Genomic DNA, 18,261 nt, shown 5'->3' with positions numbered 1-18,261 from the left:
CGGTCGAACCGGGACGCGGATTCGTCACGGTCGAACCGGGACGCGGATTCGTCACGGTCGAACCCGGATTCAGTCAGGAAGCGCTGCCAGCCTGCCTCGATCAGGTCGTCGACTCCAGCTGCGCACCGCGAGCAGTCCGGTGCTCCGGCGTACGCCCAGCAACCGCACTCGGAACAGGTCGCAAGCTCGGTCACGAGGTCACGACCAGCCTCGACGGAAACCGAGCCAGCGGAGGGCGACGTCGCCCTGAGCCCGCTGGAAGTCGCGCAACGTCGGCAACAGCGGCACCGGCGGCAGCGCCGCGTTGGCCAGGAAATAGCCGGCGAGTCCGGCGAGCACCGAGTCCACGGCGTCCGGATCGGCCTCCCGGCTGAACGGGTGCGCCGACCAGAGCGCCTCGGGATCACCGCCGCCGTGCATGGCGACGCTCGGCAGGCTGATCATGAGATCGAGCCACCGGGCGCCCGTGCAGGCCGCCGGCCAGTCGACGACCACGAACCCGGTCTCGGTCAGCAGGAAGTTGTCGGCGCGCAGGTCGCCGTGCAACAGCGCGTCGCCTTCGGTCGCGGCGGCCCAGCCGAACTCCAGCTCGATCAGCTCGGCGGACCGGGGATGGTCGAGCGCCGCCCAGTTTCCGGTCAAGGCGGCGTCTTCGGCTAGGGCGGGCGCGGCGAACGGCGCCGGTGTGAGCGAGTCGGCGAGCACGCTGGCGGCGTGCAAGAACCGGCGCAACTCGTCCGGCCGCCACGGCTGGGCCGGCATCCGGCCGTCGATCGCCTCGGTGACCATGATCGCCCAGTCGCCGGCCTCGTCGATGTGGTCGCCCGCCCAGATCAACGCGGGTGCGGGCACCTGCGCGGGCAGCCCGGCGAGGATGTCGGCCTCCCGCCGGATCGCTCCGGCGGCGTACTCGCTGCGCTCCTCGGTCACCGCCTTGGCGAACACCCTCCGGCCGTCGGCCAGCGTCAGCACGGACGCCAGCGCCGGAGAGAATCCGCCCGGCTGGCTGGCCGCTCCGGTCACCGGCGCGTCGACCGCGCGCTCGATCACGGCGCGAACGCTCTCGGGCAGGTCTTCCCATCGGGCGCGATTGCCCCCGACGGCCAGCGGCGAAGTCATTCGCTGATCATGCCCGACCGCCTCGCCCGGCTCAGCTCGTTTTCGGGTGGTCCAGCCGGCGCATCGCTCGCGCCACGCTCTTGCGCTGTCCGCGCAGCACCAACAGGTACGCCAAGAGCACGAGCGCGGTGCTCCACGCGGCGGTCAGGAGGTTCTCGGCCTCGCCGTACGCCACGGCGGTGATCACCCCGGTGCCGAGCCCGGCGACCGTGATCAGCGGGACGAACACCTTGGCGGCTGCGTACCCGGATCGGGCTCGATCGGCGGCAGCCCCGCTCGCCAGCCCGAACGCCGCCCAGGCGAGCACCGCGAACCCGACCGCGCCGACGCCGCAGACGACGAAGGGCGCGATCACGCCGCCGGGTTTGACGTCGGCGTACTGGGACGGGTCGATCGCACCCGCGACGGCGGTGCCCCCGAGGAGCACTACGAAGATCACCGCGACGATGCCTCGCAAGATGTCGCGCATCAGCTCACCCGCAAATGCCAGTCGGTCGGGTCGCCGTCGCTGAGGCTGCCGTCCGAGAAGTCGGTGGTGGACCGGGGCCAGTGCCCGTCCGGGAAGGCCGAGCTGTCGAGCAGATCGTGCCGCAGGCTCTTCAGCACCGGCAACGTGTTGGCCACGATGAAGACGAAGAAGACGTCGAGCGCCGCCGTGACCAGGGCCAGCACCTTCGCGGTGGTCGCCGCTGCTCCGGCCGCCGCCGGTGGAGCGCCCACGCCCGTCGCTGCGGCTGCGCCCTCGGCGATGTATTCCACGACGGCGGAGAGAATGGCGGTGAGCAACGCCAGCCAGAGCGCCCCGATCGCGATCGCCATCTTGGTCAGCGCGTCGTCCACGGCTTGGGCGGCCGACACGATCTTCGCCAGCGCCTCCTTCTGCCGGGGCAATGTGTTCTTGTACGCGTCCGCAGCCCGCCCCTGCCAGAAGTCGTCCACGCGTACTTCGTCGAGGGTGGCCTTGCCGACCAGGGCGCTGACCTTCCCGGCGACGGGAGCGCCGGACCAGTCGTTGCCGTGGTTCCACAGCGTCCACGGCACCCCGGGATTGACGATGAGCTGGCCGATCCACTCGAAGACCTTCCCGATCAGCTTCGGCACGTACGCCAGCACCTGCATGATCGAGTGGCCGAGCGGGCCGAGCCGGTGGGCCCAGGTCTCCAGTTTGTCGAAGAGGTGCTCGGTCACCTCGCGCATTTGTCGCAGTTTGTCGTCGACCCGGTTCAGCAGCGAGTCGAACTCGGCGGCGCTCATGACGGTCATCGGGGGTGTCTCCTCAGTAGATGTCGTGGAGGCGGTGGACGGCGGCGGCCTCGTCGGCCTCGTATCCGGCGGCGGCCGTGGTGAGCGCCGACGCGGTCGCCTCGAAGGTGTCCGCGCCCTGCCCGATCAGCTGCACGAGCCGCTCCTGCACCTGCTGGTACAGCTCGGTCATGCCGAGTTGGTCGGCGATCATCGAGAACTGGCGGCGGCCGAGGTCGAGTCCGCCGGCGGTGCTCGCCGCCGCTGTCAGGTCGGCGGCCATGTCGCGCCACATCGTGGCGTCGGCCCGCATCGCCGCCACGGCGGCCTGCACTTGCTGCCCGTCCGGTTGCATGCTCATTCCCCTGTCCGGAACAATCCGATGTCCTGCGGAATCTGACGGTTAGGTGGTCAGGCCGAGCTTCCGGAACAGCGCGGCGGGATCGGCGGCCAGGTCGAGGAGCTCTCCCACCGGGCCGACCCGGATCGCCGCGTCGACCTGATTGCGCAGTCCCGGCAGCGCCTTCGCGAGCGCGGCGGTCAGCTCGGCCTCGATGCGCGTACGCGGAGCCTCGGCGAGCCAGCGTTCGTCGCAGTCGACGCGGACGAGCGCGCCCTCGCGGGCCACCGCGATGACTCCGCCGGCCGGTCCGGTCGCCTCCACGACCCGGGTGGCCGCCTCGGCGGCGCGGTCGGGCAGCTCAGCGAGCCGTTCCTCGACCTGCTGGAGCAGGCTGTCGAGCGACTGGGCGAACAGCGCCGGGTCGCCACTGTCCGCGGTGGAGGGAGCGGATTCGCCGGGAAGGTCGAGCGTCTGCGGTGAGTCATAAGCCACCGCAGCGGACCACGCCTCGGTCGCCGACTGCTGCGCCGCGGCGAGCGCGGCGACGACGGCCGCCGAGAGATCGCCGCCGCTGCGCTTACGCCATTCGTCGTGGAGGCTGAGTGCCACGAAGGCACCGTCGGCGCGGACGGTGACGGCGACGGCTCCGCCCGCATCCGAGCCGCTGACCTCGGCGGACGTGAGAGCGGCCAGCCGTGCCGACTGCTGCCGGGCCTCGGCGGCCGCCTGTCGGAGGCCTTCGTCGATATCGAAGAGCTGCGCCATGCGTGCGACCGTAGGCGACCTCGACGACGACCGGAACCCCCTGTGGATAACTCGGCGGGAACTTACGTGATCATCGCACGACGCGCCGTCCGAATCCCGCCAGTCATTCAGTCCGGGCAGGCCTAACGTTGATTACATGACGATCAAGCAGACCACGATGGACAGTCCGCTGGGACCGCTCACCATCCTGTCGGGCGACGACGGGCTGACCCGGATCGGCTTCGGCGGGAACGCTGCCGGAGATCCGGCTGACCCGGCGGTCCGGCAGCTCACGGAGTACTTCGAGGGCACGCGTACGCGATTCGAGCTGCCGCTGGCTCCGCAGGGAACTGCGTTCCAGCACCGGGTGTGGGCAGCGCTCGACGAGATCGCGTACGGGGAGACGATCAGCTACGGCGAGCTGACCGAGCGGATCGGCGTACCCCGGGATCGCATTCGCGCGGTGGCCGCCGCGATCGGGGCGAACCCCCTGCTCGTGGTACGCCCCTGCCACCGGGTCGTCGGCGCGGACGGCTCCCTCACCGGGTACGCCGGTGGCCTGGACCGTAAACGCGAGTTGCTGACGCTGGAGGGCGCGCTGCAGCCGACTCTGCTGTAAGGGATCATGCTGAGCATGGATGCACGGCTCACCGCGGTCCCCGTCCTGACGACCTTCGGCGACCGCGTACGCGATCTCGCCGGAGTCGCCGGTCTCTACGCCGGCGGGTCGCTGGCGTACGGGGATTACCGCCCCGGCATCAGCGACCTCGACGTGATCGCCGTGATCGACCGGGACCTCGATCGAAAGCAACGCCGCCAGGTGACCGAGCTGCATCAGTCCACACCGGACAAGAAGCTGCACTGTGCGTACTTTGTCGCTGGGCAAGGCGGACGATCTTGCGCGCGAGCACTACTACTGGGCGCACGGCGAGCTGTACCGCCGGACGATCAGCGGCATCGCCCGCGCCGAAGTGCTCCGTGGTGGGATCACCGTCTACGGCCCGCCCCCGGCCGGCCTGATCCCACCCGTCGACGACGCCACCCTCCAGGCCGAGTCCCGGGCAGAACTCACGGGGTACTGGTCGAGGGCGGTCGCTAAACCGAAGCTGTGGCGCGAGGACGTCTACGTCGATCTCGGGTTGACCACACTCGCCCGGGTGCAAGCCACGGTCACCGAGAACCGGCTGATCACCAAACGCGAGGCGATCGAGCGGCTCACTGCTTTCGGCGTACCAGATGATCTGCGCGAAGAAATAGCGCGGCGGCGCGCAGGTGAACCCGTGACCTTGACCGAACAGGAGCGTGACGTACGCGCAGCGCTGGCCCGCGACCTGATGATCGCGGGCATCGCGCGACTGGTCTAGGCGGCCTTGCGGGACTTGGCGATGGCCTTCTCCAAGTCCTTGCGGTTCATCGAGGAACGGCCGGAGATGTCGAGCTCCCGGGCGATCTCCAGCAGCTCGGACTTGCTCATGTCCTCGAGCGCGACCGACTCGTCCGGCGCGGCGTCCCCGGCGCGCTCCTTGCGGGCCTTCTCGACGCTGCGCCGCAACGCGTCCATGAGGTCGATGACGTTGGTGGCCTCGGGCGCTTTGGCCTCCGAGACGATCTCGGAGCCGGCGCGCTTGGCCTCGACGAGATCTTTCACCCGATCGGTGTACGTGTCGCGGAAGTCCTCGGCCCGCCACTCGCCGGTCATGGAGTCGATCAGCTGACCGGCCATCCGCAGCTCTTGTGAGGTGCTGCGAACCTTGCCGGGCAGGCGCTCGATCACCTCGGCCGCGGCGCGGACCTCGTCGGCGAAGTACATCGTCTCCAGGACCAGCAGATCCTTGTCCACCCGGATCGCGGCCAGGTACTCCTTGCTGCGCATCACGAGCGTCGCGATCGCCGCCCGGTTCGCCTCGGCCATCGCGTCCCGGAGCAGCGCATACGTCTTGACCGTCTCGTCGCTGCCCGGGCCGAGGTAGTAGGTCTTCTGGAAGAAGATCGGGTCGATCTCGTCCAGGTCGACGAACTGGTGGATGTCCAGGATCTTCGACCGGCCCGGCGCGATCTCGTCGAGCTCCTTCTTCTCGATCAGGACGTACTCGCCCTCGCCGACGTCGGCCCCCTTGACGATGTCGCCGTACGGGACCTCCTCGCCGGTCCGCTCGTTGACCCGCAGATAGCGGATGCGGTCGTTGGTGCCCCGCTGGAACTGGTGGAACGAGACCTCGTGCTCCTTGGTCGCCGAGAACATCTCGACCGGAACCGAGACCAGGCCGAAGCTGATGACACCGGTCCAGATGGCGCGCGCCACATCGATCACCCCCGCGCCCATTGTGACCATGATCCTGCGACGATGACAGCATGAGTTCTTGCCCATGTGGCCTCGGCCCGGCATACGCCGACTGCTGCGGCCGCTGGCAGCACGCCGATGCGCCCACCGCCGAACTGCTGATGCGCTCGCGATTCACCGCCTTCGTGCGCGGCGACACCGCGTATCTGCTGCGTACGTGGCATGCGAGCACGCGGCCCCGGCGGCTCGACCTCACTGGCGGCCCGCGCTACACGCGCCTGGAGATCGTCGGGCAGACCGGTGGTTCACTCTTCGAGACCGTCGCCACCGTGCATTTCCGGGCGTTTCACACCGCCGGGGTGCTGGAGGAGAACAGCGAGTTCCGGCGCGAGGGCGGACAATGGTTCTACCTTTCTTCGCTGTAGCGTTTTCACATGACCACCCCTTCTGAGACTCCGGAACCTCCGGCCGAGCCGGTCGCTTCGCGGCGCTCGCCGTTTTTCGCCAATCGGGCCGTCCAGCTCGGCGCGATGGGCGTCGCCGGGCTCGCCGTCGGCGGCGTGATCGGCCTGGGCATCGGCTTCGCCGCCGGTCACCACTTCGACGACCGGCATGATCGGCCGCGCCATTCGAAGTTCGACGACCGCCGCGACCGGCACGACCGCTTCGACCGTCCGGCTCGCGAGCGGGCAACCTTCCAGCAGCGTCAGTGGCCCACCGCGCGACCGTCGGCTTCGGCGTCCGGACCACCCCGGCCCGGCTGCGCCGATAGGCTCGGCTACGTGGCTGACCAGGTCGAGAATGCCTCGGCGGTACGCACAACGAGCGACTGGATGGCGGTCATCCGTCGTCGGGAGTCGGCCGAGCCGGACGCCTACCTCGTCGACCCGTACGCCGAGTGGCTGGCCGGCCCGGATCAGCTCGTGGCGTCCCTGGACAAGCTGGGCGGGCCGTCGGAAGTAGTGATCACCCGCGGCCGCCTCGGCGACGCAGTGATCGGCGAGGCACTACGCTCCGGCGTCGACCAGGTCGTCATCCTCGCCTCCGGCTCGGACACCCGGCCGTGGCGGCTGCCGACGCCGGGCGCGACGGTGTACGAAGCCGACCTCCCAGGTCAGGTCGAGACGAAGATCGCGACGCTGGCCCAGGCCGGGATCGGCCCCGCCGGACAGGTGATCGTCGACGTGGATCTGCGTACGCCGTGGGCCGGGCCGCTCACGCACGCCGGATTCGACCCGGCGCGACCGGCGGTCTGGCTCGTGGAGGGCCTGTTCTACTACTTTCCGGCCGAAGCGGCGGACGAGTTGCTCGACCGGCTCGGCTCCGTGGCCGCCGACGATTCCCGGCTCGCCTTGGACATCCCGCATTCGGCGTACGCCACCGACCCGACCAACGCGGAGTTCCTCGCGTACATGGTCGACCGGGGTTCGCCGTTCGTCGGGGCGAGCGCCGATCCGGTCGCCTGGCTGGCCCGGCACGGCTGGACGGCGTCGGCGTACCTGGCGGCCGACCTGGGATCGAGTGGGCTGGTGCCGACTCCGCCGGCTCGGCTGATCCACCCCGAGCGGCCTATCTGGCACGTGGTGGCTCGACGCCCCTGACTGCGGTGCCGAACTTTCGCCCTCCTGATGTTCTCAGCACCACCTGACGACATCAGCCGGGCGAAAGATCCGGGCGGCAACGATCCCACGCATTCGCCGGACAAATCCACCAGCGGTCGAGACACTCGACAGCATGACGCTGATCTTCGACAACGTCCGAGTCTTCGACGGTCGGGCGGCAGAGCTGACCGCGCCCACCCGGGTAGCGGTCGAGGACAGCCTCATCAGCGCGGTCGACGCGGACGACAGGTCTGGCACGGTGATCGACGGCGGCGGCCGGGTGCTCATGCCGGGCCTGATCGACGCCCACTGGCACGCCATGATGGCGAGTCTGCCGATGGCTCAGCTGGCCACGGCCGACCTCGGCTACATCACTCTGGCGGCCGGCCGGGAAGCCGAGCGTACGCTGCTGCGCGGGTTCACCACGGTCCGAGACGCGGGCGGACCGAGCTTCGGCCTCAAGCGAGCGATCGACGAAGGACTGATCCGGGGACCCCGGATTTTTCCGAGCGGCGCGTTCATCAGCCAGACGTCCGGCCACGGCGACTTCCGCACCGCCCACGACCTGCCGAAACAAGGGCTGACCTTCATCGAGACCTCGGGCGTCAGCGCGATCGCCGACGGGGTGGACGAGGTGCTGCGCGCCGCCCGGGAGCAACTGATGCTCGGCGCGAGCCAGCTCAAACTCATGGCGGGCGGCGGCGTCGCCTCTCCGCACGACCCACTCGACGTCACCCAGTACACCGAGGGCGAACTGCGAGCCGCGGTCGAGGCCGCCGAGAACTGGGGCACCTATGTCATGGTGCACGCGTACACGCCCCGGTCGGTGCAGCAGGCGATCCGGGCGGGAGTGCGGTGCATCGAGCACGGCCACCTCTTGGACGACGAAACCGCTGCGCAGATGGCTACGCAGGAAGTCTGGTGGTGTCTGCAGCCGTTCCTGGACGACGAGGAAGCCATTCCGATGACCGACCCGGTCAACCGCGCCAAGCAGCTCACCATGGTCGAGGGCACCGACCGGGCCTACGAACTTGCACGCAAGCACGGCGTACGCGTCGCCTGGGGCACCGACACCCTGTTCGATCCGCAGCTGGCCACGCGGCAGGGCGCACAACTGGCGAAGATGACCCGCTGGTTCACCCAGGTCGAAGTGCTGCGCATGGCGACCTCCGGCAACGCCGAGCTGCTGGCGATGTCGGGCGAGCGCAATCCCTATCCCCGGCCGCTGGGCGTGATCGAGCCGGGTGCGTACGCCGATCTCCTGCTCGTCGACGGCGACCCGCTCACCGATCTCACGGTGCTCGCCGACCCCGCCAACCTTGTCGTGATCATGAAGAACGGGGAAATCGTCCGCGACGCGCGTACGCCGTGACTGTCGGGCTCCCGCCACACCGTCGCACCAGGACAGCGTGGGCGATAGCATCCCTCCCGGCGGTCCCGGCGGACCGTCGCAGCCCCCGAACCGATCGTAAGGAGAGATCCCTTGCTGGGACTCGAGAAGAAGCTCATGAAGCAGTGGGAGGGCAAGAGCGCCCAGGAGCTCGCCGACGCCCCGGTCACCGCCCTGGAGGGTCTGACCAAGGAGGACGCCGAGTACCTGGATAAGGCGTTCGGCATCAAGACGGTCCGTGACCTGGCCAAGCAGAAGCACTTCAAGTGGGCTCAGGCGATCGTCACCCTCGCCGACTGACCCGATAGTTCGCGCCGCAGGCCCCGCAGAACTGTGGGGCCTGCTGTAGTGTCCGGCGGATGCCGATGTCTCCGTACGTCCGCCGCCTTCGTGGCCTGGTCGGCCACGACGTCCTGCTGTTGCCGAGCGTGAGCGCCGTCGTGGTGAACGACGCCGGGGAGATCCTGTTCGGGCAGCGCAGCGACTCGGGGCAGTGGTCCCTGCCGGCCGGCGCGGTCGACCCCGGCGAGCAGCCCGCCGACGCGATCGTGCGGGAGGTCTTCGAGGAGACCGGGGTCGAGATCGTCGTCGAACGCCTCGCCGGAGTGGCGATGCACCCCGTGGTCTACCCCAACGGCGACCAGTGCGAGTACCTCAACGTCTGGTTCCGCTGCCGCGCGGTCGGCGGCGAGGCTCGAGTCAACGACGACGAGTCCCTCGACGTCGCCTGGTTCCGGCCCGACGACCTGCCCGCCGTCGAGTCCTGGATACGCCTGCGCATCGACGTCGCTCTGAAAGACGAGCCGGCCTGGTACGCGAAACAGGGCGAGTCCCATGAGGAACTCTCCCTGCCGCACGCGCTGTAGCTTTCAGCGCTGGATCAGGGTTCCGGGTCGAATCTCGGCCCAAGATTCGACCGAGATCCGTGATCCAGCGCCAGGGGCCAGCGCCAGGGGCCAGCGCCGGAGCAGGCGTCAGCGCACTCCGGCCGGCACCGCGTCGGCGGGTTCCCGCTGACTGCCGACGGACGGGGCCAGCGCCCGCAGAATGTCGTCGACCCGCTGCTTGGCGTCGCCGAACAGCATCTGCGTGTTCTCCCGGAAGAACAGCGGGTTCTGCACACCGGCGTACCCGGTGGCCATCGAGCGCTTGAACACGACGACGTTGGCCGCTTCCCAGACCCGCAGGACGGGCATGCCCGCGATCGGGCTGCCGGGATCGGCCGCGGCCGGGTTGACCGTGTCGTTCGCGCCGATCACGAGCACCACCGAGGTGTCGGCGAGGTCGTCGTTGATCTCGTCCATCTCCAGCACGATGTCGTACGGGACATGAGCCTCGGCGAGCAGCACGTTCATGTGGCCGGGCAGGCGACCGGCGACCGGGTGGATGCCGAAGCGCACCTCGACGCCGTGCGCCCGCAGAATCCGGGTCAGCTCGGCGATCGGGTACTGGGCCTGTGCCACCGCCATGCCGTAGCCGGGTGTGATGACTACCGAGCTCGCGTTACGCAGCAGCTCGGCGACTTCCTCGGCGTTCGTCTCGCGGTGCTCGCCGAGGTCCTCGTCGCCGCCCGTGGCCGCCTCGACCCCGAAGCCGCCTGCGATGACCGAGAGGAACGAGCGGTTCATCGCCTGGCACATGATGTACGACAGGTACGCACCCGACGAGCCGACCAGCGCCCCGGTCACGATCAGGAGGTTGTTGTTGAGCAGGAAGCCCGAGGCGGCTGCGGCCCACCCCGAGTAGCTGTTCAGCATCGAGACCACAACCGGCATGTCCCCGCCGCCGATCGAGGCGACGAGGTGCCAGCCGAGGGCGAGCGCTAGGACGGTCACCGCGGCCAGCAGCCACACGTTCGGGCGTACCACGAAGACGACGGTGAGGACCGCGAACGCGACCAACGCGCCCAGATTGAGCAGGTTGCGGCCCGGAAGCATGAGCGGCGCGGACTTGATGCGAGCCGACAGCTTGAGGTACGCCACGATCGAGCCGGTGAAGGTGACCGCGCCGATGAAGACGCCGATGAACACTTCGCCGTGATGGATGCGCAGCAGCGCGCCGGTCATGTCGTTGTGCTCGACGTAGCCGTTCCAGCCGACGAGCACGGCGGCGAGACCGACGAAGCTGTGCATGACCGCGATCAGCTCGGGCATGCCCGTCATCTCGACCACCCGGGCGCGCCAGATGCCGACGCCGCCGCCGACGATCAGTGCGACGGCCAGCAGGGCGACGCCCATGGCGCTGATCGTGCGCGAGGCGAGCCCGACCGTGGCGACCAGCGCGATGGCCATCCCGGCGATGCCATAGGCCACGCCGTTGCGCGACGTCTCGTGCTTGGACAGTCCGGCGAGACTGAGCACGAACAGGAGCGCAGCGACGATGTACGCCGCCTGCGCGGCGGTGACAGCACTCATCTCGATCAGCCCTTCGAGAACATGCTCAGCATGCGCCGGGTGACGGCGAAGCCGCCGAGGATGTTGACGCTGGCCAGCAGGACGGCGACGAACGACAGCCCGGTGACGACGGCGTCACCCTGGCCGATCTGGAGGAGAGCGCCGACCACGATGATGCCTGAGATCGCGTTCGTGACCGACATCAGCGGAGTATGCAGCGCGTGGTGGACCTTGCCGACGACGTAGTACCCGATGACCACGGCGAGCGAGAAGACGGTGAAGTTGCCGATCAGCTGGTTCGGGGCGAACGCGGTGATCAGGAACAACGCGGCGGCGGCCGCGCCGACGAGGGTGTAGACCCGGCCGGTCGAGACGGGTTTCTTCACGGGCGCCGCCACCTGGGCGACCGGCGCGGCCGTCGGAGCCGCCGACACCTGCACCGGCGGTGGCGGCCAGAGCTTCTCGCCGTTGCGTACCACGGTCATGTTGCGCTGCACGACGTCGTCGAAGTCGAGGGTGAACTGACCGTCCTTGCCCGGCGTCACCAGCTTCAGCAGGTTGACGAGGTTGGTCCCGTACAGCTGGGAGGCCTGCGCGGGCAGGCGGCCCGGAAGGTCGGTGTATCCGATGATCGTCACGCCGTTCTCGGTCACGACGACCTCACCGGCCTTCGTCCCGGCGACGTTGCCGCCCTGCGCGGCCGCCATGTCGACGACGACGCTGCCCGGCTTCATGCTCGCCACGTGCTCCTCGGTGAGCAGCCTGGGCGCGGGACGCCCCGGGATGAGCGCGGTGGTGATGACGATGTCGACGTCGGCGGCCTGCTCGGCGTAGATCTCGGCGGCACGCCGGTCGTAGTCGGCCGAGGTCGCCTTGGCGTACCCGTCCGAGCTGACCTCCTGCTCCACCGTCACGGCGAGGAACTCGCCGCCCAGCGACCGAACCTGCTCGGCCACCTCGGGCCGGGGATCGGTGGAGCGGACGATCGCGCCGAGGCTCTTCGCGGCCCCGATCGCAGCGAGGCCGGCGACTCCGGCGCCGGCCACGAGGACTTTCGCGGGCGGAACCTTGCCGGCGGCGGTCACCTGCCCGGCGAAGAACCGCCCAAAGGCATGGGCGGCCTCGACGACCGCTCGGTATCCCGCGATGTTCGCCATCGAGCTGAGCACGTCCATGGACTGCGCTCGCGAGATACGCGGCACCGCGTCCATCGCCAGCGCCGTCACGGGCCGGGCGGCGAGCGCGTCCACCAGCTCCGGCCGCAATGCCGGGCTGAGCAGACCGATCAGCGTCGCCCCGTCGCGCAGTTCGGCGATCTCCGTCGGGGAAGGAGCGTTCACCTTCACCACGATGTCGGACTGCCAGCAGTCGTCGTGACTGCCGATCTTGGCGCCGGCCTCGGCGTAGGCGTCGTCGGGGAAGCTGGCGCGCGCGCCGGCTCCGGCCTCGACCATGACCTCGTACCCGAGATTCACGAGCTGGCGCACAGTCGCCGGCGTCGCGGCCACCCGGGTTTCCCCGGCGTCCGCCTCCGACACCACACCGAGCCGTTGACCCATGTCCGCTCCTGTCTGTCACGCGAAGGTGACCCTTCCGCGAAAGTTACAACAGGTTAGGTCAATCCCGCGCGATCGTGAAGCGGGTCGGCGCAAGGTCCACGGCCTGAGAACATGCAGCTCAGGCAGCTAGCAGGCCGGGGTCGGCGGTGGTGAAATTGCCCACACGCGCTGCGAGGCGCTAACATCAACGTCCGGCGATGCCTCCTTGGTGGAGCGCGTTGAGGCCGCGAACGCCACGCCGACGGTGAGTTGCGCCGCCGCCTGAGATCGGTTCCCCGCCCGGCTGCCGATGTCCGGTGGCCGGGCGACACGTCCGGGACCTGCGGTTTTGCTTGATCAGGCGAGGTGAATAGTACGCTCGGGTGTCCGAGAACCGCCGCCCATCAACGAAGACCGACCATACGAAGGTGGACATGAGCAGCGCGCCCAAAATCACTGTCGTCGTGCCGACGTACAACGAGCGCGACAACCTGCCCAAACTCGTCAGTCTCCTCGCCGGCCTGGACCTGCCCGGCCTGCACGTCCTCGTGGTCGACGACAACTCGCCCGACGGCACCGGGGAGATCGCCGAGAAGCTCGGCGTCGAGGCCCCGATTCCGGTGGGCGTACTGCATCGGACGGTCAAGGACGGACTCGGCCGCGCGTACGTCGCGGGCATGACGCGCGCACTCGACGAAGGCGCCGACGTCGTGGTGCAGATGGACGCCGACCTCTCGCATCCGGTCACCGCCATCCCGGTGATGATCGAGAAGCTGGCCACGACCGACGCGGCGGTCATTCTCGGATCCCGCTACGTCGCCGGCGGCGCGACCGCCAGCGAATGGCCGTGGCACCGCAAGGCCCTCTCGGCCTGGGCGAACTTCTACGTCAACACGATCCTGCAGCTGCACGTCAAGGACGCGACCGCCGGCTTCAAGGCCTGGCGCGCGGAGACTCTGCGGGCCATCGACGTCGCCTCGGTCCAGAGCAACGGGTACGCCTTCCAGGTCGAGATGAACTATCGGGTGGTCAGCGGGGGCATGCGGATCGCGGAGGTGCCGATCCGGTTCGAGGAGCGGGTCGAAGGCGCTTCGAAGATGAGCCTGGGCGTACAGCTGGAGTCGGCGATGGTTCCGTGGAAGCTCCGCTTCGGCAAGAAGTGAGCCTCTTCCACTATAGCGGAATTCCGCTATAGTGGATTTTCATGATCGCCGAGTTGGGCGTACGCGTTCGCGAAGAACGCCGCCGTCGTGACCTCACCCTGGACGAACTGGCCACGGCCAGTGGCGTCAGCCGGAGCATGCTGTCCGAAGTGGAACGAGGCAGCCGTACGCCGACCGTCGGAGTCCTCGACCGGATAGCGACCGGATTGGGCACCAGCGTCGCCCGGCTGCTCCGGCCGGAGTCGCCCGAGCGGCGCATCCTGCTCCGCCATGAGAAGCAGGACGTGGCCCAGGCCGACGGCTGGCAGCGCCGCATTCTCAGCCCGGTGCTGCCGGGCGTCGAGTTCGAGTTCATGCGGACGACCGTCGAACCCGGGGTGGACGCCGGAGTCTTCACCCCCCATGGACCCGGTACGCGGGAGTACCTCGCCGTCGAGTCGGGCACGCTGCGGTTGTCGCTGGACGACGAGGTGACCGAGTTGCACGCCGGGGACAGCGTCTTCTACGCCGGCGACTGTCATCACGGGTTCGCCAACCCGGGCGACGAACCGTGCGTCTACTACCTCGTCATGGACCTGCGATGACGGAGACGCATGGACCTGCGATGACGGAGACGCATGGACCTGCGATGACAGAGATTCCGCCCGCCTGGGAGTGGCGCCCCGCCGAGGTACGCCGAATCGGCCACCGGGTGACGGAGCTGATCACCGAGCATCTGACGACGTTGCCGGAGCAGCCCGCATGGCAGGCGTACCGGGGCGAGGTGCCACCGGCCGACGCGGGCCCGGTGGATCTGGATCAGGTGCTGGACGAGATCGCCGAGCAGGTCATGCCCTATCCGTTCGGCAACGGCCATCCCCGGTACGCCGCGTGGGTCAACTCTCCCCCGCACGTGCTCGGGGCGTACGCCGACGCCCTGGCGGCCACGCTGAATCCGAGCGTCGCCGGCGGCGATCACGCGGCGGTCCACGTCGAGCGCGAAGTGATCCGGGTCTTCCGGGAGTTGGCGGGGTTCCCCGAGGCTGGCACGGGTCTCCTGGTCAGCGGCGGCTCGATGGCGACGCTCACGGCGTTCGCGGTCGCCCGCCACCGTGCGGCCGAGCGCCACGGTCTCGACGTACGCCGAGACGGCCTGGCCGGGCGCAGGTTCGTCCTCTACCTCGGGACCGAAGGGCACGGCACCGCCCGGAAAGCCGCCGAGTTGCTCGGCTTCGGCTCGGCGAACGTGCGGCTGATCCCGTCCGACGCCGATCACCGGATGCGCCCGGATCTGCTGCGCGAGCAGGTCGAGGCGGACCTGGCGACGGACGTGATTCCGGTAGCCGTGATGGCCAGCACCGGCACGGTCAACACCGGTGCGATCGATCCGCTGGCCGAGATCGCCGAGATCTGCGCCGAACACGAGCTCTGGCTGCACGTCGACGGGTCCTACGGCGGTCCGGCGGTGCTCCTGCTGGACGCGTACGCGGACACCAGAACAGCACTGTCCGCAGTGGACAGCATCGCGCTCGATCCGCACAAATGGCTCTACACGCCAGTCGACGCGGGGCTGGTCCTGCTGCGCGATCGGCAGCTCACCCGCGACGCCTTCAGCCTCGTGCCGCCCTATCTGCGGACCGAGGACGAGCCGTGGTTCAGCGAATTCGGCTTCGAGCAGACCCGGCCGTTCCGCGCGCTGAAGGTCTGGGCGCAACTGCGGCATCTCGGTCTCGACGGCTACCGGCAGCTGATCGCGCGCGATCTCGCGATCGCCGATCGGCTCGCCGCCGCGGTCGACGCCGATGCCGCCCTCGAACTGCTCGCGCACGGGTTGAGCGTCGTCTGCTTCCGCTGCTCCGGCGCGACCGACGAGGAGAATCGCGCGATCCTCGCCGAGCTCCAGCGCCAGGGCCGCGCGTTCCTCGCCGGGACCACGGTCGACGGCCGCTTCGCGTTCCGCGCCTGCGTCGTGAACCCCCGGATGAGCAGCGCCGACGCCGAGGCGATCCTCGACGCCGTCCACGCCGCGCGAGCAAATCACTAGAGCCAAGACGCCCGCGGGTTTCCGCCGGCTCATCCGGCGATACGCGCAGCGCTGACCTCCTCTTCCACCAGATCCCCGTTGACGACCATCGCGGCGGCGGCCCCGGCGGCCGCCGCCATGACGACGGAGGCCATCGGCGTCACCACGTTGCCGACGGCCCATACTCCGTCCACAGTGGTGCGCCCGAACTGGTCGACCTTGACGAGCCCGTTGTCGACCTCGCAGCCGAGTTCACGGAGCAGCCCGTCGATCGGCACGAACCGGGGAGCCACGAAGATCGCCGACCGCTCGACCACCCGGCCACCGCGCAACTCCACGCCCCGGATCACGTCGTCTGCCACGACCAGCCGGGCGACGGGTCCCTCGACGACCGGAATGCGCCGCGCGTCCAACTGCTGCCGGTCCTCCGCGGTCAGGGCGTACTCGTGGGCGAAGAACACGACATCGTCGCTCCACTGCTTCACCATCACCGCCTGATGCACCGAGCGCGCTTCGCCCGCCAGTACGCCGATCGCCTGGTCGCGTACCTCCCAGCCGTGGCAGTAGGGGCAGTGGATCACGTCGCGTCCCCACCGCTCGGCGACTCCGGGCACCTCGGGCAACTCGTCCCGCAACCCCGTCGCGACCACGATGCGCCGCGCGCCCAGGGTAGTTCCGTCGGTCAGGCGTACCGCGAAGCCGGGTTCGATCCCGGCAACCCGGCCGTCGACAAGGTCTACGCCGTAGCCGGCGACTTCGGCCCGGCCCACCGAGAGCAGCTCGGCCGGGGGCATACCGTCCCGCGACAGGAACCCTTGCATATGGGCAGCCGGAGCGTTTCGGGGCTCGCCCGCGTCCACCACCGCCACCCGGCGACGGGCCCGGCCCAGTACCAGGGCGGCGTTCAGCCCCGCCGCACCGCCTCCGATCACCACCACGTCGTACGCGTTCATCGCGCTCACCTCCGCGTCCGATGGTGCGGCGTACGCCGGAATTTCGACAACCTTTGTTGCCGAAACCGGGAATCCGAGCTTTCCTGGACGGGTGGACGAGATCACGAAGACCCTGGCTCAGGTCGGCCCCCGCCTGCAGGAGGTACGCAAACAGCACGGCGTGACGCTGGCCGCGCTCTCCGAGGCGACCGGCATCTCCAAGAGCACGCTGTCCCGGCTGGAGACCGGCCGGCGCAAGCCGAGCCTCGAACTGTTGCTGCCGATCGCCCAGGCCCACAAGGTCCCGCTCGACGAACTCGTCGGCGCGCCCGCCGTCGGCGATCCCCGGATCCGGGCGAAGCCCATTCGCGAAGGCGGCCGCACCATGATCCCGCTGACCCGGCAACCGGGCGGGCTCCAGGCGTACAAGCTGATCCTGCCGGCGGGCGAGCAGCCCGACCTGAAGACGCACGAGGGCTACGAATGGCTCTACGTCCTGTCCGGGCGGCTGCGCCTGTGCCTGGCCGACCACGACCTCGAGCTGCCGGCCGGCGAGGCGGCCGAGTTCGACACCCGTCTGCCGCATTGGTTCGGCAGCGCGACCGACCGGCCGGTCGAGCTGCTCAGCCTCTTCGGCCGCCAAGGCGAACGCCTCCACGTCCGCGCGCGCAGCGTGCGCAAGTGACCGCGCGCTAGGGTATGCCCCGTGGACGAGATCTGGGGCGCGCCAACCCTTCCCGCGGCGTCGGCTCCCCCGGCCGGCGTCTGCCATCTGTGGCCCGTTCCGGTCTCCTCGCGTACCAGTTGGATCTCGGACGAAGAGTGGGCCCAGGCGGACCGGTTCGTGGCCGACCACGCAAGGCGCACCTTCCTGACCTCGCGCAGCTCGCAGCGCGAGATCGCCGCGCGATATCTGGGCATCGCGCCTGATGCCGTGACCATCGAGCGGACCTGTCATCGATGTGGCGGAGCGCACGGACGGCCGACCGTGGGCGAGTCGATCGATCTGTCGGTGACGCACACGCGGGAGTGGGTCGTCCTCGCCGTCGTCGGCCAGGGCCGGATCGGTGTCGACCTGGAACAGCGGGGAACCGCCCGGGATCTGGACACCTTGACCAGTACGCTCACCCCCGCCGAGCGAGCCGAGTTCGCCGCAGTTCCACCCTCCGAGCGAACCGCTTGGTTCCTGCGGCGGTGGACCCGCAAGGAAGCGGCCGTCAAACTGACCGGCCACGGAATCGCCGTACGCTTCGACGCGCTCGACACGTTGGGGCCGCTCGCGACCGGCGAGGGCGTGGCACCGGACTGGCCTGCCGAGGACATCCACTTGACCGATGTACGCGTCGGCGGGGACCTCGTCGTGGCTGTCGCCACGACCGTCTCCCTCGACACCGTGGTGATCTGCGGCCCCCTCCCCTAGCGCTGCCTTTGCGCGCGATCATGAACTATCGGGCGTGCTCGCCCGGCGTGTCGTGTCCACGGCTCCCTGATCGACTTCGCGGCAGCATGATCA

Annotated in this window: 22 protein-coding genes and 1 pseudogene; 13 read left to right on the top strand and 10 right to left on the bottom strand. The window is 69.4% G+C overall.

Annotated elements, in window-relative coordinates; all coding sequences use genetic code 11:
* From HOV77_RS19945 to HOV77_RS19920, 6 genes are all read right to left on the bottom strand, one after another.
* Positions 1-194: hypothetical protein (locus HOV77_RS19945; protein WP_290863949.1), on the bottom strand; the 194-nt coding region annotated here is incomplete at its 3' end.
* A gap of 4 nt (positions 195-198) precedes the next feature.
* On the bottom strand, positions 199-1,119 hold the full coding sequence (locus HOV77_RS19940) for a phosphotransferase (protein ID WP_290863948.1): 921 nt from the start codon (positions 1,117-1,119) through the stop codon (positions 199-201).
* Between the two features lie 31 nt (positions 1,120-1,150).
* The gene (locus HOV77_RS19935; RefSeq protein ID WP_290863947.1) at positions 1,151-1,588 is read right to left on the bottom strand and encodes a hypothetical protein; all 438 of its coding nucleotides are present in this window, start codon (positions 1,586-1,588) and stop codon (positions 1,151-1,153) included.
* The gene (locus tag HOV77_RS19930) at positions 1,588-2,382 is read right to left on the bottom strand and encodes a hypothetical protein (protein ID WP_290863946.1); all 795 of its coding nucleotides are present in this window, start codon (positions 2,380-2,382) and stop codon (positions 1,588-1,590) included. Before HOV77_RS19930 ends, HOV77_RS19935 begins: the two co-directional genes overlap by 1 nt.
* A gap of 13 nt (positions 2,383-2,395) precedes the next feature.
* Positions 2,396-2,722 (bottom strand): hypothetical protein, encoded by a 327-nt coding sequence (locus tag HOV77_RS19925; protein WP_290863945.1) that lies wholly within the window; start codon positions 2,720-2,722, stop codon positions 2,396-2,398.
* 42 nt (positions 2,723-2,764) lie between these two features.
* On the bottom strand, positions 2,765-3,469 hold the full coding sequence (locus HOV77_RS19920; RefSeq protein ID WP_290863944.1) for a YbaB/EbfC family nucleoid-associated protein: 705 nt from the start codon (positions 3,467-3,469) through the stop codon (positions 2,765-2,767).
* 136 nt (positions 3,470-3,605) lie between these two features.
* Between HOV77_RS19920 and HOV77_RS19915 the strand changes: the two genes are divergently transcribed.
* The 3 genes and pseudogenes from HOV77_RS19915 to HOV77_RS19910 all read left to right on the top strand — a co-directional run bounded on the left by HOV77_RS19915 (position 3,606) and on the right by HOV77_RS19910 (position 4,812).
* The gene (locus tag HOV77_RS19915) at positions 3,606-4,067 is read left to right on the top strand and encodes a methylated-DNA--[protein]-cysteine S-methyltransferase (protein ID WP_290863943.1); all 462 of its coding nucleotides are present in this window, start codon (positions 3,606-3,608) and stop codon (positions 4,065-4,067) included.
* 6 nt (positions 4,068-4,073) lie between these two features.
* A pseudogene (locus tag HOV77_RS34805) lies at positions 4,074-4,256 on the top strand (nucleotidyltransferase domain-containing protein); the annotation flags it as partial.
* A 55-nt stretch (positions 4,257-4,311) separates the two neighbouring features.
* Positions 4,312-4,812, top strand: a complete 501-nt coding sequence (locus HOV77_RS19910; protein WP_290863942.1) for a hypothetical protein — start codon at positions 4,312-4,314, stop codon at positions 4,810-4,812.
* Here the strand turns inward: HOV77_RS19910 and HOV77_RS19905 are convergent.
* Positions 4,809-5,750 (bottom strand): Ku protein, encoded by a 942-nt coding sequence (locus HOV77_RS19905; protein WP_290863941.1) that lies wholly within the window; start codon positions 5,748-5,750, stop codon positions 4,809-4,811. The genes HOV77_RS19910 and HOV77_RS19905 overlap by 4 nt on opposite strands.
* Before the next feature lie 50 nt (positions 5,751-5,800).
* Here HOV77_RS19905 and HOV77_RS19900 point away from each other — a divergent pair, with 50 nt between their 5' ends.
* The 5 genes from HOV77_RS19900 to HOV77_RS19880 all read left to right on the top strand — a co-directional run bounded on the left by HOV77_RS19900 (position 5,801) and on the right by HOV77_RS19880 (position 9,586).
* Positions 5,801-6,154: a YchJ family metal-binding protein gene (locus HOV77_RS19900; RefSeq protein WP_290863940.1), complete on the top strand. Its 354-nt coding sequence runs from the start codon at positions 5,801-5,803 to the stop codon at positions 6,152-6,154.
* Positions 6,155-6,163: 9 nt separating this feature from the next.
* On the top strand, positions 6,164-7,330 hold the full coding sequence (locus HOV77_RS19895; RefSeq protein ID WP_290863939.1) for an SAM-dependent methyltransferase: 1,167 nt from the start codon (positions 6,164-6,166) through the stop codon (positions 7,328-7,330).
* A 133-nt stretch (positions 7,331-7,463) separates the two neighbouring features.
* A complete protein-coding gene (locus tag HOV77_RS19890) occupies positions 7,464-8,702 on the top strand; it encodes an amidohydrolase family protein (protein ID WP_290863938.1) in 1,239 nt (412 codons plus the stop codon).
* A 111-nt stretch (positions 8,703-8,813) separates the two neighbouring features.
* Positions 8,814-9,020 (top strand): hypothetical protein, encoded by a 207-nt coding sequence (locus tag HOV77_RS19885; protein ID WP_253752733.1) that lies wholly within the window; start codon positions 8,814-8,816, stop codon positions 9,018-9,020.
* Positions 9,021-9,079: 59 nt separating this feature from the next.
* Complete coding sequence (locus HOV77_RS19880; protein WP_290863937.1) at positions 9,080-9,586, top strand: NUDIX domain-containing protein; 507 nt, start codon at positions 9,080-9,082, stop codon at positions 9,584-9,586.
* A gap of 108 nt (positions 9,587-9,694) precedes the next feature.
* On the opposite strand, the gene pntB is transcribed toward HOV77_RS19880, so the two are convergent.
* Together pntB and HOV77_RS19870 are read right to left on the bottom strand one after the other, a co-directional pair.
* Positions 9,695-11,134, bottom strand: a complete 1,440-nt coding sequence (pntB, locus tag HOV77_RS19875; RefSeq protein ID WP_290863936.1) for a Re/Si-specific NAD(P)(+) transhydrogenase subunit beta — start codon at positions 11,132-11,134, stop codon at positions 9,695-9,697.
* A gap of 5 nt (positions 11,135-11,139) precedes the next feature.
* Positions 11,140-12,672 carry a Re/Si-specific NAD(P)(+) transhydrogenase subunit alpha gene (locus HOV77_RS19870; protein ID WP_290863935.1) on the bottom strand — a complete coding sequence of 511 codons (1,533 nt, stop codon included), beginning with the start codon at positions 12,670-12,672 and terminating at the stop codon, positions 11,140-11,142.
* A 413-nt stretch (positions 12,673-13,085) separates the two neighbouring features.
* Between HOV77_RS19870 and HOV77_RS19865 the strand changes: the two genes are divergently transcribed.
* The 3 genes from HOV77_RS19865 to HOV77_RS19855 are packed head-to-tail and all read left to right on the top strand — an operon-like array spanning position 13,086 to position 15,837.
* Positions 13,086-13,814 carry a polyprenol monophosphomannose synthase gene (locus HOV77_RS19865; protein ID WP_290863934.1) on the top strand — a complete coding sequence of 243 codons (729 nt, stop codon included), beginning with the start codon at positions 13,086-13,088 and terminating at the stop codon, positions 13,812-13,814.
* Between the two features lie 41 nt (positions 13,815-13,855).
* Complete coding sequence (locus HOV77_RS19860) at positions 13,856-14,398, top strand: XRE family transcriptional regulator (protein ID WP_290863933.1); 543 nt, start codon at positions 13,856-13,858, stop codon at positions 14,396-14,398.
* A gap of 44 nt (positions 14,399-14,442) precedes the next feature.
* Positions 14,443-15,837, top strand: a complete 1,395-nt coding sequence (locus HOV77_RS19855; RefSeq protein WP_290863932.1) for a pyridoxal-dependent decarboxylase — start codon at positions 14,443-14,445, stop codon at positions 15,835-15,837.
* Positions 15,838-15,866: 29 nt separating this feature from the next.
* Here the strand turns inward: HOV77_RS19855 and HOV77_RS19850 are convergent, their stop codons facing one another.
* Entirely contained in the window at positions 15,867-16,769 is a 903-nt protein-coding gene (locus HOV77_RS19850) for an NAD(P)/FAD-dependent oxidoreductase (protein ID WP_290863931.1), read from the bottom strand.
* A 91-nt stretch (positions 16,770-16,860) separates the two neighbouring features.
* Here HOV77_RS19850 and HOV77_RS19845 point away from each other — a divergent pair, with 91 nt between their 5' ends.
* Together HOV77_RS19845 and HOV77_RS19840 are read left to right on the top strand one after the other, a co-directional pair.
* Positions 16,861-17,433 (top strand): XRE family transcriptional regulator, encoded by a 573-nt coding sequence (locus HOV77_RS19845; protein ID WP_290863930.1) that lies wholly within the window; start codon positions 16,861-16,863, stop codon positions 17,431-17,433.
* A 21-nt stretch (positions 17,434-17,454) separates the two neighbouring features.
* On the top strand, positions 17,455-18,168 hold the full coding sequence (locus tag HOV77_RS19840; protein WP_290863929.1) for a 4'-phosphopantetheinyl transferase superfamily protein: 714 nt from the start codon (positions 17,455-17,457) through the stop codon (positions 18,166-18,168).
* Positions 18,169-18,261 lie beyond the last annotated feature (93 nt).

Source organism: Hamadaea sp. (genome assembly GCF_013362815.1).
Classification (GTDB): domain Bacteria; phylum Actinomycetota; class Actinomycetes; order Mycobacteriales; family Micromonosporaceae; genus Hamadaea.
The sequence above is the reverse complement of the archived record's forward strand: the minus strand, read 5'-3'. Positions and strand labels throughout refer to the sequence as shown.

Bases quoted from the DNA above. Each gene is read 5' to 3' on its own strand.
- HOV77_RS19940 (WP_290863948.1), bottom strand. From the start codon at position 1,119: ATGACTTCGCCGCTGGCCGTCGGGGGCAATCGCGCCCGATGGGAAGAC.
- HOV77_RS19935 (WP_290863947.1), bottom strand. From the start codon at position 1,588: ATGCGCGACATCTTGCGAGGCATCGTCGCGGTGATCTTCGTAGTGCTC.
- HOV77_RS19930 (WP_290863946.1), bottom strand. From the start codon at position 2,382: ATGACCGTCATGAGCGCCGCCGAGTTCGACTCGCTGCTGAACCGGGTC.
- HOV77_RS19925 (WP_290863945.1), bottom strand. From the start codon at position 2,722: ATGAGCATGCAACCGGACGGGCAGCAAGTGCAGGCCGCCGTGGCGGCG.
- HOV77_RS19920 (WP_290863944.1), bottom strand. From the start codon at position 3,469: ATGGCGCAGCTCTTCGATATCGACGAAGGCCTCCGACAGGCGGCCGCC.
- HOV77_RS19915 (WP_290863943.1), top strand. From the start codon at position 3,606: ATGACGATCAAGCAGACCACGATGGACAGTCCGCTGGGACCGCTCACC.
- HOV77_RS19900 (WP_290863940.1), top strand. From the start codon at position 5,801: ATGAGTTCTTGCCCATGTGGCCTCGGCCCGGCATACGCCGACTGCTGC.
- HOV77_RS19895 (WP_290863939.1), top strand. From the start codon at position 6,164: ATGACCACCCCTTCTGAGACTCCGGAACCTCCGGCCGAGCCGGTCGCT.
- HOV77_RS19890 (WP_290863938.1), top strand. From the start codon at position 7,464: ATGACGCTGATCTTCGACAACGTCCGAGTCTTCGACGGTCGGGCGGCA.
- HOV77_RS19880 (WP_290863937.1), top strand. From the start codon at position 9,080: ATGCCGATGTCTCCGTACGTCCGCCGCCTTCGTGGCCTGGTCGGCCAC.
- pntB (WP_290863936.1), bottom strand. From the start codon at position 11,134: ATGAGTGCTGTCACCGCCGCGCAGGCGGCGTACATCGTCGCTGCGCTC.
- HOV77_RS19870 (WP_290863935.1), bottom strand. From the start codon at position 12,672: ATGGGTCAACGGCTCGGTGTGGTGTCGGAGGCGGACGCCGGGGAAACC.
- HOV77_RS19865 (WP_290863934.1), top strand. From the start codon at position 13,086: ATGAGCAGCGCGCCCAAAATCACTGTCGTCGTGCCGACGTACAACGAG.
- HOV77_RS19860 (WP_290863933.1), top strand. From the start codon at position 13,856: ATGATCGCCGAGTTGGGCGTACGCGTTCGCGAAGAACGCCGCCGTCGT.
- HOV77_RS19855 (WP_290863932.1), top strand. From the start codon at position 14,443: ATGACAGAGATTCCGCCCGCCTGGGAGTGGCGCCCCGCCGAGGTACGC.
- HOV77_RS19850 (WP_290863931.1), bottom strand. From the start codon at position 16,769: ATGAACGCGTACGACGTGGTGGTGATCGGAGGCGGTGCGGCGGGGCTG.